Annotated in this window: 10 protein-coding genes; all 10 read right to left on the reverse strand. The window is 71.4% G+C overall.

Annotation, left to right across the window (positions count from 1 at the left end; translation table 11 throughout):
• On the reverse strand, window positions 1–1143 hold a 1143-nt coding region (gene eboE / locus AB0D18_RS08685; protein ID WP_362414382.1), incomplete at its 3' end, for a metabolite traffic protein EboE.
• A 61-nt stretch (window positions 1144–1204) separates the two neighbouring features.
• Window positions 1205–2056 carry a TatD family hydrolase gene (locus tag AB0D18_RS08690; protein ID WP_362414384.1) on the reverse strand — a complete coding sequence of 284 codons (852 nt, stop codon included), beginning with the start codon at window positions 2054–2056 and terminating at the stop codon, window positions 1205–1207.
• On the reverse strand, window positions 2056–2772 hold the full coding sequence (locus AB0D18_RS08695) for an EboA domain-containing protein (protein ID WP_362414715.1): 717 nt from the start codon (window positions 2770–2772) through the stop codon (window positions 2056–2058). The genes AB0D18_RS08690 and AB0D18_RS08695 overlap by 1 nt, the downstream gene beginning before the upstream one ends.
• Window positions 2773–3512: 740 nt before the next feature.
• Entirely contained in the window at window positions 3513–4574 is a 1062-nt protein-coding gene (locus tag AB0D18_RS08700; RefSeq protein WP_362414386.1) for a sugar phosphate isomerase/epimerase family protein, read from the reverse strand.
• Window positions 4571–5743 (reverse strand): SCO3242 family prenyltransferase, encoded by a 1173-nt coding sequence (locus tag AB0D18_RS08705; RefSeq protein WP_362414388.1) that lies wholly within the window; start codon window positions 5741–5743, stop codon window positions 4571–4573. Before AB0D18_RS08705 ends, AB0D18_RS08700 begins: the two co-directional genes overlap by 4 nt.
• A complete protein-coding gene (locus tag AB0D18_RS08710; protein WP_362414389.1) occupies window positions 5740–6885 on the reverse strand; it encodes an inositol-3-phosphate synthase in 1146 nt (381 codons plus the stop codon). Before AB0D18_RS08710 ends, AB0D18_RS08705 begins: the two co-directional genes overlap by 4 nt.
• Window positions 6886–6996: 111 nt before the next feature.
• On the reverse strand, window positions 6997–10695 hold the full coding sequence (locus AB0D18_RS08715; RefSeq protein WP_362414391.1) for a ThuA domain-containing protein: 3699 nt from the start codon (window positions 10693–10695) through the stop codon (window positions 6997–6999).
• A gap of 580 nt (window positions 10696–11275) precedes the next feature.
• Entirely contained in the window at window positions 11276–12277 is a 1002-nt protein-coding gene (locus AB0D18_RS08720; RefSeq protein ID WP_362414393.1) for a sugar phosphate isomerase/epimerase family protein, read from the reverse strand.
• Between the two features lie 16 nt (window positions 12278–12293).
• The gene (locus AB0D18_RS08725) at window positions 12294–13484 is read right to left on the reverse strand and encodes a Gfo/Idh/MocA family oxidoreductase (RefSeq protein ID WP_362414395.1); all 1191 of its coding nucleotides are present in this window, start codon (window positions 13482–13484) and stop codon (window positions 12294–12296) included.
• A 54-nt stretch (window positions 13485–13538) separates the two neighbouring features.
• The gene (locus tag AB0D18_RS08730) at window positions 13539–14600 is read right to left on the reverse strand and encodes a substrate-binding domain-containing protein (RefSeq protein ID WP_362414397.1); all 1062 of its coding nucleotides are present in this window, start codon (window positions 14598–14600) and stop codon (window positions 13539–13541) included.
• Window positions 14601–14634: the final 34 nt, after the last annotated feature.

Here is a 14634-nt window from a genome sequence, read left to right on the forward strand (position 1 = left end):
AGCGGCGGCCGAGGAAGGGCAGGCGTCACCGGCAGCCGCAGAGGAGTCGGCGCCGGTAGCCGTAGGAGGACGGTCGGTAGCAGCCGCAGGAGAGCAGGCGTCGGCAGGCGCGGCAGGACGCAGGGTGGCGGCCGTGGAAGGGCGGGCATCAGCGGGTACAGGAGGGTCGGCGTCGACGACAGCTGCAGAAGGGCCGGCGTCGGCCGGCGCGGGCCGCAGGGAAATGGCCGCTGCGGGAAGGCCGGCGTCGAAGTAGGCGTCAGCGGCCGCGGGGGCGGGACAGAGGGTGGTGGTCGCCGGAGGGCGGGTGGTGGTGCGGGTCTGGTGGAGGAAGCGGGGTTCGGCGAAGTGGGAGAGGGCGGTGCGAACTTCGGGGAGGTGGGGGTGTTCGGCGTGCAGGGCGGCTGAGAGCTGGGCCTTCGCGATGGGGATGTGCGCGGTGGTGAGGGCGTTGAGTGCGGTGGCCGGGTCTTCGAAGGACGTGGCGAGGTGGCAGGTGTCCACGCAGACGCCGATGCGGGGGCTGGCGAGCGTGGTCAGCGGGCCGATGGCGTCGGCGGTGGTTTCGATGGTGCAGCCCGGTTCGGGTTCCAGGCCGATGCGGATCGATTTGCCGGTCAGGTCTTCGAGGGCGTCGAGCCGTTCCGCGAGCGTGGCGAGGGCGGTGCGGGCCGTGGTCGCGGCGGTGGGGTGCTGCTCGTACGGGGTGCGCCAGGCCAGCGGAAGGGTGGAGATGCTGCCTTCGGTGACGTCGTCGGGGAGGAGTGCGGCGAGGAGGCGGGCCAGGGTGGTCGTGTAGGAGAGGCGTTCCGGGTCGGTCCAGTCCGGCTTGTAGACGCGGTACTTGACCTCTTGCGCGCCGAACCCTTCGTACGGGAAGCCGTTGAGGGTGACGACTTCGAGGCCGCGCCGGTCGAGTTCTGTGCGCAGGCCGCGGAGGGCCGCCGGGTCGGTGGACAGGGCGTGCGCGGCGGGCCCGGCCAGCCACAGACCGATGCCGAGACGGTCCCGGCCGAGGCGTTTGCGTACGGGCTCGCAGTGGTCGCGGAGCTGAGCCAGTACGCCGTCGAGGGTCTCGGCGGGGTGGACGTTGGTGCAGTACGCAAGGTGGACGGTCGAACCGTCGGGGTGGCGGAAGCGCATGCGGGATGTCCCCTTCCGGTGCCGGGGTGGGGGTGACGGGTGAGAGCGGGGGCGAGGGGCTCTATTCGCCACCGCGGAGGATGGAGTTGCCCTCGTGGAGGAGCGGCGGCGCGGCGGGGGCCGTCAGGTCGAGGCGGCCGCTGAGGCCGTAGAAGGCGGCGGGGTTGCGCCACATGACCAGGTCCACGTCGTCGGCGGAGAAGCCTGCGGCGAGCAGCGCGTCGGCCGCCTTGCGGGTCTTGAGGGGGTCGCTCCTCCCCCAGTCCGCCGCGGAGTTGACCAGGATGCGGTCCGTGCCGTGCTCCTTGACGATCGCGACCATCCGGTCCTCGTCCATCTTGGTGTCCGGGTAGAGGGAGAAGCCGAGCCAGCAGCCGCTGTCAGTGGCGGCCTCTACGGTTGTCTCATTGAGGTGGTCGAGGAGGACCCGGTCCGGGGGGAGGTGCGATTCGCGTACGACGTCGAGGGTGCGGTGCAGGCCGGCGAGTTTGTCGCGGTGCGGGGTGTGGACGAGCGCGGGCAGGCCGTGGTCCGCGGCGAGTTGGAGCTGGGCGGCGAGGGCGTGGTCCTCGGCCGGGGTCATCGAGTCGTAGCCGATCTCGCCGACGGCGACGACGGAGTCCTTGACCAGGTAGCGGGGCAGTTCGTCGAGGACGGGGGTGCAGCGGGGGTCGTTCGCCTCCTTGGGGTTGAGGGCGAGCGTGCAGTGGTGGGCGATGCCGTGCTGGGCCGCGCGGAAGGGTTCCCAGCCGAGGAGGCCGTCGAAGTAGTCGAAGAAGCTGGCAGGCGAAGTGCGGGGCTGGCCGAGCCAGAAGGCCGGCTCGACGACGGCACGGACCCCTGCGGCGTACATCGCCACGTAGTCGTCGGTGGTGCGGGAGGTCATGTGGATGTGCGGGTCGAAGATACGCATCAGGACTCCTCCGAGGGGGCCTCGGGAGCGGGGGCTGGGGTGCGGGTGACCTGTGGGGCGGGGGTCTGCGGGGCGGCGGTCTGCGGGGCAGGGGTCTGGGCCGTGACGGCCAGGACGTGGTGCAGGTCGGCGGGGACGGGGCGGCCGGCGGCGGTGCGTTCGGCGGCGTAGTCGGTGAGCATGCGGGCGAGTTCGGTGTCGCCCCGGGCGCGGTGGGCCAGGGCGTGGACGGTGTCGACGGGGACTTCCGTGAAGAGGCACTTGAGGACGGCGTGCCGCCAGGCGTGCGGATCCAGGTGGGTCGCGGCGTAGGGGCCGAGGGCGGCGGCGACCAGACGGGTGTCGTTGGTACGGAGCGCGTCCTCGACGAGCGGCAGGCCAGAGCCGTCACGGGCGTGCTCGAGGTGCGGCAGCGCCAGCAGAACCGCTCTGCGCTCGGCGGCCGTGCCGCGGGTGTAGAGGCGGTGGGTGGTGGGGCGGTCGGCGTGGGCAGCGCAGAGAAGGAGGATGCGGGCTGCGGTGGCGGGGTCGGGGGTGGGGGTCGGAGTGGGGGTGGGAGCACGGGCCGGAGTGGGCGGCGCGACCGGGCCTGGGGCGGCCGGGGCAGGCGGCACAACCTGGCCCGGAGCCGCTGGGGCAAGCGGCACAACCGGACCCGGAGCGGCCGGGGCAAGCGGCACAGCCGGGCCCGGAGCCGGCACGGGCGGTGCGAACAGGCCCGGAGCCCGGACAGGTTGCGCCACCGGGCCTGGGGCGGACTGCGCAACCCGCTCCGGAACCGGGACCGACTGCGCAACCGCGCCCGGGGCCGGGCCAGGCGGCTCGGCTGAGTCCGGAGCTGGGACAGGCGGCACGACCGCACCTGGAGTGGGAACAGGCGGCGCGACCGCACCTGATGTCGGAACAGACTGCACGCCCGGGGACGGGACAGGCGGCGCGACCAGGCCCAGAGCCCGGACATGCTGCGCCACCGGGCCCGGGGCGGGCTGCGCAAGGTGCAAGGGAGCCGGAGCCTGGGGCACCCCGGGTGCCTCGGGTGCCTCGGGTGCGCGGGGTGCCTCGGGTGCCTCGGGTGCGCGGGGTGCCTCGGGTGCCTCGGGTGCGCGGGGTGCCTGAAGTGCCTGAGGTGCGTCGGATGCCCGAGTCCCCCACGCCGCCGCGGCAAGCGTGCCGTTGGTGCGGCAGTAGCGGCCCGCTTCCGCAAAGCGGGTTTCCCAGGTGGGGAGGTCTGTATTCCGCGCGTCCCGTACCGGTGCCGGTGCGCTCACCGACTCTCGTGCGCTCTCCGTTGCCCGTGAGCTCTCCCTCGCTGCTGCGCTCTCCGTTGCCGAACCGCCCCGCGCAGAGGCCGCCGCTGCCTCGGCCAGGGCTTCGTGGAGCCAGGCTCTGGCCGCACCGCCCAGGTGGGCTTCGAGGGCTTCCCTGAGTGCGGTGGGGCTGCCCGCCGGGACTGTCGTCACAGTGTGCCTTTCGCCGGTGGAGTGGTCCGGGGCTGCTGCGTCGACCGGGAGGCCGCCCGGCCGAGGCCCGCCGTCGCCTCGCACAGGAACTTCCTTGAACTGCGGGCCAGTTCGGGCCCCGCGTGGGAGTGGCGGGGAAGTTCGACCACGGTCAGGCCCTGGTATCCGGTCGCCGCCAGTGCGGCCAGCACCGGCGGGAAGTCGATCTCGCCCTCACCGAAGGGCAGGTGCTCGTGCACACCTCGGCGCATGTCCTCGATCTGTACGTGGCGCAGCCAGGGCGCCGCCTCCCGTATGCAGTCGGCGGGCGAGGCCTCTTCCAGGCACTGGCAGTGGCCGATGTCGAGGGTGAGGCCGAGGTGTTGCGGGTCGCCGAGGGCGCGGCGGAGACGGTGGAAGTCGGCGAGCGTGGCGAGGAGGTGGCCTGGTTCTGGTTCGACGGCCAGGGGGACGCGGGCCGCCGTGGCCGCTTCGACCACCGGAGCCATGGCGGCTGCCAGCCGCTGCCACGCGGCGTCGGGCGGCGTACCGGCCGGGACCGTACCGCTGAAGCAGTGCACCGCGTGGGCTCCCAGTTCCGCGCCGACCCGGACTGCCGTACGGAGGAGATCGGCTCGGGCGGACCTGCCGGCGGGGTCGGGGTCGAGGAGGGACGGGCCGTGCTTGCGGCGCGGGTCCAGGACGTAGCGGGCACCGGTCTCGACAGTGACGGTGAGGTCCAGGCGGTCTAGGCGTTCCGCCAACTTGGCTGTGAGGCTATGCAGTTCGGAGGACAGAGGGTCGAGGTGCATGTGGTCGAGAGTGAGGCCCACGCCGTCGTAACCGAGGTCGGCGAGAAGCGCCAGCGCGTCGTACAGGCGGAGGTCGGTGAGGCCGTTGGTTCCGTAGCCGAAGCGGAGGGGTGGGGTGCGGAGGGGAGGCGTGGCGCGGGTGTACGGGGCAGGGTGCGGCGCACAGTGCTGGACCGACTGCCGGGCGGGCTGCCGGACGGGCTGCGGGACGGGCTGCGGGACCAGCTGCTGGACGGGCCGCTCGGACGGATCTTTCGACGACTTCACGTGGGGCTCACCTTCCGCGCAAGGCGGCGGGCCAGCGGCGCCAGAACCAGCAGCGCCACCCCTGTTCCGGGGGCTCCGGACCTGGCCGCCAGTGCGGCCTGGAGCGGGATCATGGCGCGGATACCGCCACCGACCGCGCGTTGGGTGAGTGGCGGGGACGGGTTGAGCGCGGCATGGAGGAGGGGACGCGCGGCGGTACGGAGGTAGGCCGCAGCGAGCACGCAGACCAGGATCCGGCCGGACCGGGCGCCGTGTCGCGGGGCGGCGGCCCCGGGGGCGGACCGCAGGTGAGCCGCGCTCAGCGGCGCGGCAGCCCGGCGAACGGCATTCGACGGCACAGCCCGCCACGGGACGCTCCCCTGGCCCGCCCAACGGGGCACCCCCGTCCCCCCACCCGCCCATGCCCTACGGGACACCCCCGTCCCGCCACCCGCCCCTCCCTTCCGAGACAGACCCACCGCTATCGCTGCCACCGCCCCAAGCGCCGCCATCGGGCCGGCCGTTGAGCCCCCCTCTACCTCGTGTCGCGACACCTCCGTCACCCCGTACGTGTGGGCACCGAGCAAGGTCGCGGCGGACAAGGCCTCGAACAGGGCCGTGCGGGGAAGTCCGGTGCTGGTTGTCTCCCCGAGTGAGGGCCCGCTTCCTCGCGCGGTCGGGCGGGAGGGTTGTCGACCGGGCGGCTGGGCCGTTCCCGGCGCCGAGCCCTCCGTCGCCACCGCCCCCATCAGCAGGTCCAGTGCCCTTGCCGTCGCCATCGCCGCCGGAGCCAGTGCCGTGTGCTTGAGTTTCAGGTCGTACGCCCAGACGGTCGCGGTCACCGCCGTCGCCACGGCAAGTGCGGGCCTGCCCGCGCGCGACGCCAGGGTCAGGCCCGCCGCCGACAGGGCGCAGGCCGCCGACAGCGCTGCCGTCGGGGCGATCCGGCCCGAGGGGATCGGCCGGTGCGGGCGGTCCTGTGCGTCCTCGGCGCGGTCCGCCCAGTCGTTGAGGGCCATGCCCGCCTCGTACAGGCAGAGGGAGGAGGCGAGTGCCAGTGCCGTGCCTCTGTTGGGGCGTACGGAGAGGGCTGCCGCTCCCCCGAGGGCGTCGCCCGGGACGGTCAACAGGGCTGATACGCGGAGGAGTTCGAGCCAGGCGCGGACATCGGCACCGAGGGCCTTCGTCATGCCGCTCCGCCTCCCAGCTCCGTACCGAAGGCGATCAGGTCCGCGTACTGGTCGGCCAGTGCCGCCGATCCCGCGCCGTGCGGGTCCTTGAAGTAGAAGGCGAGGGCAGGCAGCGGGCCGGAGATTCCGCATTCGTGGGCGCGGGCGAGGAGTCGGGCGAGGTCCAGGACCAAGGGGGCGGCGAGCGCCGAGTCGCAGCCCTGCCAGGTGGTCTGGAGGGTCATCCGGGCGCCGAGGAAGCCTTCGAAGGCGATGTGGTCCCAGGCCGTCTTCCAGTCGCCGAGTGCGGGGACTTCGTCGATGTGGACGTCGCCCTGCGGGAGTTGACCGAGTGCGTCGGTGAGGACGCGGGTCTTGCCCGCGTTCTTCGCCGCCGCCGCTGCCGGGTCGGCGAGGGCTGCTCCGTCGCCGCCGCCGAGCAGGTTCGTACCCGACCAGGCGCGTACGGACAGGGCGCGCTGGACGAACATCGGGGCGAGGACCGCCCGCAGCAGCGTCTGACCGGTCTTGCCGTCCCGGCCCGCGTACGGCAGTCCGCTCGCGGCCAGGTCCGCGGCGAGGGTGGGGGCGCACAGGCCGGTGGAGGGCGTGAAGTTGACGTACGGGCAGCCGGCGCGGATCGCTGCCGCCGCGTAGAGGGAGCTGGGCGGGAGGGTGCTGTCGGACGGGGAAGGAGCCGGCTCGGTGGAGGAGACGTTGACGACGACCACCCGCGCCAGGGCGTGGCGGGTACGGAAGGCGGCCAGGTCCGCCGCGAAGGTGGCGATCAGCTCGTCGTCCGTGCGGGTGTCGCCCGGCAGTGGGCCTCCCGGCCTGATCTCCGCGTCGGCGGCGGTCAGTTCGGCGCGTACGGCGGCAGTCAGGCCGTGCGGGAGTACGCCGCCGGCCTCCAGTTCCTCCGCCCGCTTGGGCAGCGGGCAGCTCGCGGTGTCATGACCGCCGAAGACCAGGGAGGGGAGGGAGGGGAGGCCGGATTCCGTGAAGGGCGCGGTCTCGGTCACCATTCCGGTCGGCGGGTGCAGGCCCGCCGTCGTCGCCGCGCAGCCCGCGACGGAAGTGGTCGCCACCGAGCCGCGGGCGCCGATGAACCAGACGCCGGTGCGAGCCGATTCGGGAAGATTTCGTACGACATCTGTGGGCACTGCTGAGCCTCCCTGCGCTGAAGTACCGAAAGCACTGAGGTGTGGTGGAGAGGTGGTGGGGAGGGGCGGATGACATCTCCCCTCCCCACCAGAGGAGTTGCGCAACTGCCCTTACTCGGAGGGAAGTTCCTTCAGCTGGATGTCGCGGAACGACACCTGGTCGCCCACCCCGTGGTTCTGCAGGCCGATGTGGCCGTCCTTGAGGCTGCGGGCCGGGTCCGTGTTGGTGAAGTCGTTGATCTTCGCTCCGTTGAGGAAGATCTGCAGACGTTCGCCCTGGACCCGGATCTCATAGCTGTTCCACTGGCCCGGCGGGCGCAGCACCCGGTCGCGTTCCTTCACGTTCGCGGACTTGAAGGAGTAGACGGAGCCGGTGGTGCGGTCCGGTGCGTCGGTGGCGTCAATCTGGACCTCGTACCCCTTGTTGACGGCCGACCACGGGTCGTCGGACGCCGGGAAGCCCACGAACACACCGGAGTTGTCGTCGTCGGTCATCTTCCAGTCCAGCTTCAGGGAGTACGACTTGAACTCCTTTGCCTGGTACCAGAGAAGACCCATGCCGCCGTCTGAGCGCAGCTCGCCGTCGACGACGTCGAACTTGCCGGGGCCCGCCTGCTTGAAGCCTTCCAGGGTCTTGCCGTTGAAGAGCTGCCGGTAGCCGGTCTGCGGCTTGCAGTCGGCCTTGACCTGGCCGGCCGCGTAGCGCAGTCCGCCCAACAGGTGCTGGCGGAAGGCCGGTTCGGCGTACGACTCCTTGGTGTGGCCGCCGCCGGTGTAGAAGGAGCGGCCGCCCTCGTACGTCTGGCACCAGGCGGTCGGGTGGTCACCCTTCATGGTGCCGCCGGTGTACGTCGTCTCGTCGAGCGTGGCGAGCACGCGGACCTTGCCCCGGGGGTTGGTGCGGTAGTTGTACCACTCGTCGGTGCGCTCCAGGGACTCGCCGAGGTGCGCGGTGGCGGGGTGCTGGGAGTCCTCGACCCGTACGGTCGCCTTCTGGTTCTGCGGGTGAGAGGCGAAGTACGCACCGACCAGGCCGCCGTAGAAGGGCCATTCGTACTCGGTGTCGGCGGCCGCGTGGACGCCGACGTAGCCGCCGCCGGTGCGGATGTAGTTCTCGAAGGCCTTCTGCTGGTCGGCGCCCAGGACCTCGCCCGTCGTCGACATGAAGACGACCGCGTCGTAGCGGGCCAGGTTGCTGGTGGTGAACTGGGCTGCTTCCTCAGTGGAATCGACGGTGATATTGCTGGTCTTGCCCAGCTCCTTCAGCGCGGCGACGCCTTCGGGGATCGAGTCGTGGCGGAATCCGCCCGTCTTGGAGAAGACCAGGACCCGCTTGGCCGTCTTGTCCGGGGCGCTGTTCGACAGCTCGAAGTCGTCGAGGTCGTAGAGCGCGCCGGGACCGCCCTTGAAGACGAGGAAGAGTTCGGTGGTCTTCTTCGGTACGTTGCGCAGCGGTACGTCGACGTCCTGGAAGGTCTCCCAGCCGCCGGTCACCGGGATCGGCGCCGAGCCGAGGATCGGGCCCTTCGCGGATCCGGTACGGACCTCAAGGAAGCCGCCCGCGCCGCCGGAGGAGATACGCGCAGTGAGCTTGGTGGTGCCGGTGAGGTGGTAGGGCTTGAAGGAGATCCAGTCGTTGTTGTCGATGTCGCCGACCGTCTTGCCGCCGTGCGCCGCCGCCTTCTCGTAGACCTTGATCCCCGACTGGCCGTTGAAGTGCTCGGCCTGCCGGTGCCTGGGCTGGAGCTGGGCCTGGTCGTGGGTGGTCAGCGGGGCCTGACCGCCGCCTCCCGCGTCCGTGTACTGGGCGTCGAAGACTCCGAAGATGTTGGCGTTGGGGTCGTGGCCGCCGTCGGACGAGGTCTTGATGGTGCCGGAGCAGCCATTGGCCGAGGTGATCGGGTGGCCGTGGCTGTCGTGGCCGAGGATGTACGTGACCTTCACCTTGGTGCAGTCGATCGGCTTGCCGCCCGCGCCGTCCTCGGCGTCGGTCACCTTCACCTTGAAGGGAATCTCGTCTCCGAAGCTGAACAGCGTTCCCTGAGCGGGGAGTTCGAGCGTCACCTTGGGCGCGGTGTTGCCGACGACGACGTGCGCGCTCGCCGAACCGGTGCGACCTGTCGGGTCCTTCGCCGTCACGGTCGCCGTGTACGTGCCGTTCTTCTTGTACGTGTGGGTGGGGTTCGGCTCCGTCGAGGCGGGCGTGCCGTCACCGAAGTCCCAGCTGTACGTGAGGGTGTCGCCGTCGGCGTCGACGGTACCCGCCGAGGAGAACGCGACCTTCAGCGGTGCCGTGCCCGAGGTCTTGTTCGCGGTGGCGACGGCGACCGGGGAGCGCCCGCCGGTGGCGTTCTCGATGCGGTACAGGGCCGAGTTCTCGTCGCCGCCGAACCAGGCGGTGCCGTAGTCGAGGACGTACAGCGCACCGTCGGGGCCGAAGGCGCTGTCCATGACCTGGGTGCCGGTCCACGGGAACGGGTTGATCTTCTGGACGGTGCCGTCCTCGCCCTGCTCGATCCGCTTGATCCAGCGGCGGCCGAACTCGGTGGCGAAGAAGTCGCCGTCGTACGCCTCGGGGAACTTCACCGGGGAGGTGTTCGCCGGGTCGTAGCGGTAGACCGGTCCGCCCATCGGGGACTCCGAGCCGGTGCCGAACTCGGGCAGCGAGCCGCCGTCGTACGGGATCCAGGCGGCCTGGGCCGGCGGGAGGTCGACGAGTCCTGTGTTGTGCGGCGAGTCGTTCTTGGGGGCCGCGCAGTCGAAGGGGGCGCCGGAGGTCTTCGTCGCGAAGTCGTAGTCGACGTACGGCTGGTTGCTGCCGGTGCAGAACGGCCAGCCGAAGTTGCCGGGCTTCGTCACGCGGGCGAACTCCACCTGCCCGGCCGGGCCGCGCTTGGGGTCCGCGGCGCCGGCGTCCGGGCCGTAGTCACCGACGTAGAGGATGCCCGTCTTCTTGTCGACGCTGAAGCGGAACGGGTTGCGGAAGCCCATCGCGTAGATCTCCGGGCGGGTCTTGGCCGTGCCCGGGGCGAAGAGGTTGCCGGTGGGGACGGTGTACGAGCCGTCGTCGGCGACCTTGATACGGATGATCTTGCCACGGAGGTCGTTGGTGTTGCCGGCGGACCGGCGGGCGTCGAAGGCCGGGTTGCGGTCGGGGCGCTCGTCGATCGGGGTGAAACCGTCGGAGGCGAACGGGTTCGAGTCGTCGCCGGTGGAGAGGTAGAGGTTCCCTGCGGCGTCGAAGTCGATGTCGCCGCCGACGTGGCAGCAGATGCCGCGGGTCGCGGGGACGTCGATGACCTTCTTCTCGCTGGCGTTGTCGAGGGTGCCGTCCGCCTTGAGGACGAAGCGGGAGAGCCGGTTCACGCCGTCGAACTTGGCGAAGTCGGCGGCGGTGCCGGTTTCGGGGGCGTCGCCGGCGGGGGTGTCGAGGGGTGGGGCGTAGTAGAGGTAAAGCGCTTTGTTCTGGGCGAAGTTGGGGTCGAGGGCGATGCCCTGGAGGCCTTCCTCGTCGTGCGAGTAGACGGGGATCTTGCCCACGACGCGGGTGTTGCCCGCGGCGTCGGTGGCACGGAGCTCGCCGTTGCGGGAGGTGTGCAGGACGGTGCGGTCCGGGAGGACGGCGAGCGACATGGGCTCACCGGTCTCCTCGGCACCCTTGGCGAGGGTGACCTGCTGGAACTCCTCGGCGGCGGGGGCGGGTGGTGCGGCGGCGAGCTGGGGGGCGGTGAAGGCGAGGGAGGTGGCGGCGAGAAGGGTGCCGGTGAGGAGGGCTAGGGAGCGGCGGGCTCTGGAGCGCTTTCTGTGCACGGGGTCCTCCGGAGGGAATGGCCGGGCGGAGCGGGTGGGGGGGCTCCTGCGTGGGGTGCAGGCGACTCATGTCATGTACACGCCGTGGACGGTAGCTTCGTTTGTACGGGGCGGATAGGGCTTGCGCGGCAAGAAGTTGAGCTTTGCCCCGGACGTGGACAAAGTCCGGGGCACGCTCCTGTCTGCGCCGGGCCTGCCCCTTAGCCCGCTAGCCCTCTTGGGCAGCGGGCCCCCGCCGCCTCCTTGGGCAGCGGGGCCGCCCCCGCCAGCCTTCAGCCCCGGCCCTCCAGTCCCCCAGCCCCCAGCCCCCTAGCCCTCTTGGGCAGCGGGGCCGCCCCCCGGGGGCGGAACGGGTGGGCAAGGGGGCGGCCCCCACGAGGAGCGCAACCCCTTCGCGACCGCACCCGCTCCGCCACCGCACCCCGTGCGGGCCGGATGGCCGTTTCGCGGATTCGGCCCCTCCCCGCCCCTCCACCTCAACCGCTCGCCGCGGGGCCGGTGGGGGCGGGTGTTCCGGGCTGCGCCCGGTGCACGGCTGCGCCGCGCCTCCTCAAACGCCGGACGGGCTGAAGGTGCCCCCCTACCCCCCTCCGAACGCCGCGTCGAACGCCGCCCCCGGCGCCTCGAAGTCGAACCGTTTCAAGTGCGCCAGCGCCTCCGGCGCCCCCGCCAGTCGGTCCATCCCCGCGTCCTCCCACTCGACCGACACCGGGCCCTCGTACGAGATCGAGCGCAGCATCCGGAACACGTCCTCCCACGGGACGTCCCCGTGCCCCGCCGACACGAAGTCCCAGCCCCTGCGCGGGTCCCCCCACGGCAGGTGCGAGCCGAGGCGGCCGTTGCGGCCGTCCAGACGCATCCGGGCCTCCTTGCAGTCCACGTGGTAGATCCGGTCGCGGAAGTCGTACAGGAAGCCGACCGGGTCGAGGTCCTGCCAGACGAAGTGCGAGGGGTCGAAGTTCAGGCCGAAGGCGGCGCGGTGGCCGACCGCTTCGAGGGCGCGGTGGGTCGACCAGTAGTCGTAGGCAATCTCGCTCGGGTGGACCTCGTGGGCGAAGCGGACACCTTCCGCGTCGAAGACGTCGAGGACGGGGTTCCAGCGTTCGGCGAAGTCCTCGTAGCCCCGGTCGACCATGTGCGCGGGGACAGGTGGGAACATCGCCACCAGGTGCCAGATGGACGATCCGGTGAAGCCGACGACCGTACGGACCCCGAAGGCGGCGGCCGCCCGCGCCGTGTCGGCCATTTCCGTGGCGGCCCGGCGACGTACGCCCTCCGCCTCGCCGTCGCCCCAGATGCGGGGCGGCAGGATCGCCTTGTGGCGTTCGTCGATGATGCTGTCGCAGACGGCCTGTCCGACCAGGTGGTTGGAGATTGCCCAGCACTTCAGGCCGTATTTGTCGAGGAGGGCGTGGCGCGAGTCGAGGTAGGAGGGGTCGGTGAGCGCCTTTTCGACCTCGAAGTGGTCGCCCCAGCAGGCGAGTTCGAGGCCGTCGTAACCGAAGTCACGTGCGTACGCACAGACTTCTTCGAGCGGGAGGTCCGCCCACTGGCCGGTGAAGAGAGTGAAGGGGCGGGGCATGACAGGGGCCTCCTGGTCAGCGCGGGACGAGCGGGACGGGCGGGATGGCCGCGACGGGTGTGTAGACGGCGTTCTTCTGCGCGCTCTCCTCCACCGCGGCCAGCACCCGCTGCACCTGGAGACCGTCCGCGAACGACGGCTGCGGGTCGGTTCCGGTGGCGATGGCTTCGAGCAGGTCGCGGGCCTGGTGGACGAAGGTGTGCTCGTAGCCGAGTGCGTGGCCCGGCGGCCACCACGCCTTCAGGTAGGGGTGGCCCGGCTCGGTGACGAGGATGCGGCGGAAGCCGGCGGACTGGGCGGGTTCGGTGTGGTCGTGGAAGGAGAGCTCGTTGAGGCGTTCCAGGTCGAAGGCCAACGAGCCGCGTTCACCGTTGAGTTCGAGGCGGAGGGAGTTCTTGCGGCCGGCCGCCATGCGGGTGGCTTCGAAGGAGGCGAGTGCCCCGGAGGCGAGCCGGCCGGTGAAGAGTGCCGCATCATCGACGGTCACCTCGCCGCGGGGGGCGGGCGCGTCCGGGTCCGGCCAGGGCCGCGACCGTACGAACGTCTCGGTCTGCGCGGAGACCCCCACCACCGGCTCCCCCGCCAGGTACTGCGCGAGGTCCACGATGTGCGCGCCGAGGTCGCCCAGCGCTCCCGAACCCGCCCGGTCCCGCTGGAGCCGCCAGGTCAGCGGTGCCTGCGGGTCAACCAGCCAGTCCTGGAGGTAGGCGACCCGGACGTGGCGCAGCGCGCCGATCCTGCCCTCGGCAACGAGGGTGCGCGCGTACGAGAGGGCCGGAACGCGTCGGTAGTTGAAGCCGACCATGGCCAACTGGCCACGTGTGCGCGCTTGTTGGGCGGCAGCCTCCATCGACTCCGCCTCGTCGACCGTGTTGGCGAGGGGTTTTTCGCACAGGACGTGCTTGCCCGCCTCCAGTGCGGCGATCGCGATCTCCGCGTGGCTGTCGCCCGGGGTGCAGATGTCGACGATGTGCACGTCGTCCCGGGCGATCAGGGCCCGCCAGTCGGTCTCGGCCGCCGCCCAGCCGTGCCGGTCCGCCATCGCCCGTACGGCGCTCCGGTCGCGCCCGCAGACCGCTGCCAGGACGGGGCGGGTGGGCAGGTCGAAGACCCGGCCCACGGTGCGCCAGCCCTGGGAGTGCGCGGCGCCCATGAAGGCGTAGCCGACCATGCCGACGCCGAGCGTGGGGGGTTCCGCTTCTTTCATCCGGGTCTCTCCTTGTCCGTCGTGGCTTGGCACACTGCGGGCGGCGAGCAGCGGTCAGCTGAAGCCCTGGGGCAGGTACTCGTCGACGTTTTCCTTGGTGACGACGGCCGAGTAGAGGGTCACCGAGGCCGGGATCTCCAGCTCGGCCATGCCGCCGACGCCTTTGCCCTGGCCGAGCGCACGGGCCAGGTCGACGGCCGATGCGGACATGGTCGGCGGGTAGAGGACGGTGGCTTTGAGGACTCCCTTGTCGGCCTTGATGGCGTCCATGGCGGACTTGGCGCCCGCCCCGCCGACCATCAGGAAGTCCTTGCGGCCCGCCTGGGCGATGGCGCGCAGCGCACCCACTCCCTGGTCGTCGTCGTGGTTCCACATCGCGTCGAACTGTGGCTGGGCCTGGAGGAGTTGGGCCATCTTGGCCTGGCCCGACTCCACGGTGAAGTCGGCGGCCTGGCGGGCGACCTTCTTGATGTTCGGGTAGTTCTTGAGGGCGTCGTCGAAGCCCTGGGTGCGGAGTTTCGTCAGTTCGAGGCTGTCGACCCCGGCGAGTTCGATGACCTTGGCGTTCGGCTTGTCCTTGAGCTGCTCGCCGATGTAGCGGCCGGCGTTGAGGCCCATGCCGTAGTTGTCGCCGCCGATCCAGCAGCGGTACGCCTGCTGGGAGGCGAAGACCCGGTCCAGGTTGACGACGGGGATGCCGGCCTTCATGGCGGCCAGCCCGATCTGGGTGAGGGCCTTGCCGTCGGTGGGGAGGATGACCAGGACGTCGACCTTCTTGTTGATGAGGGTCTGGATCTGGCCGATCTGGGCGGCGGTGTCGTTGGAGCCCTCGGTGATGTCGAGGGTGACGTCGGAGTACTTCTTGGCGCGCTCGCGGGCGTTCACGTTGATCGCGTTGAGCCAGCCGTGGTCGGCCTGCGGTCCGGCGAAGCCGATGGTGACCTTCTTGCCTGGCTTGTCGTCGGCGGCGGGCTGGTTCTTGGTGGCGGGCCCTTCCTTCCCGGCGGGCTCGTTGCTGGTGCAGGCGGTGAGGAGGGCGGTCGCGGAGACGGCGGCGCCGCCGAAGAGGATCCCTCTGCGACTGGTTCCCCTGCTGGTTCCTGAACTTTGCGGCATGACGGTCGGACCCTTCGACTCGGGTGGTCAATTG

The sequence above is a fragment of the Streptomyces sp. NPDC048442 genome (genome assembly GCF_040651475.1).
Classification (GTDB): Bacteria; Actinomycetota; Actinomycetes; order Streptomycetales; family Streptomycetaceae; genus Streptomyces.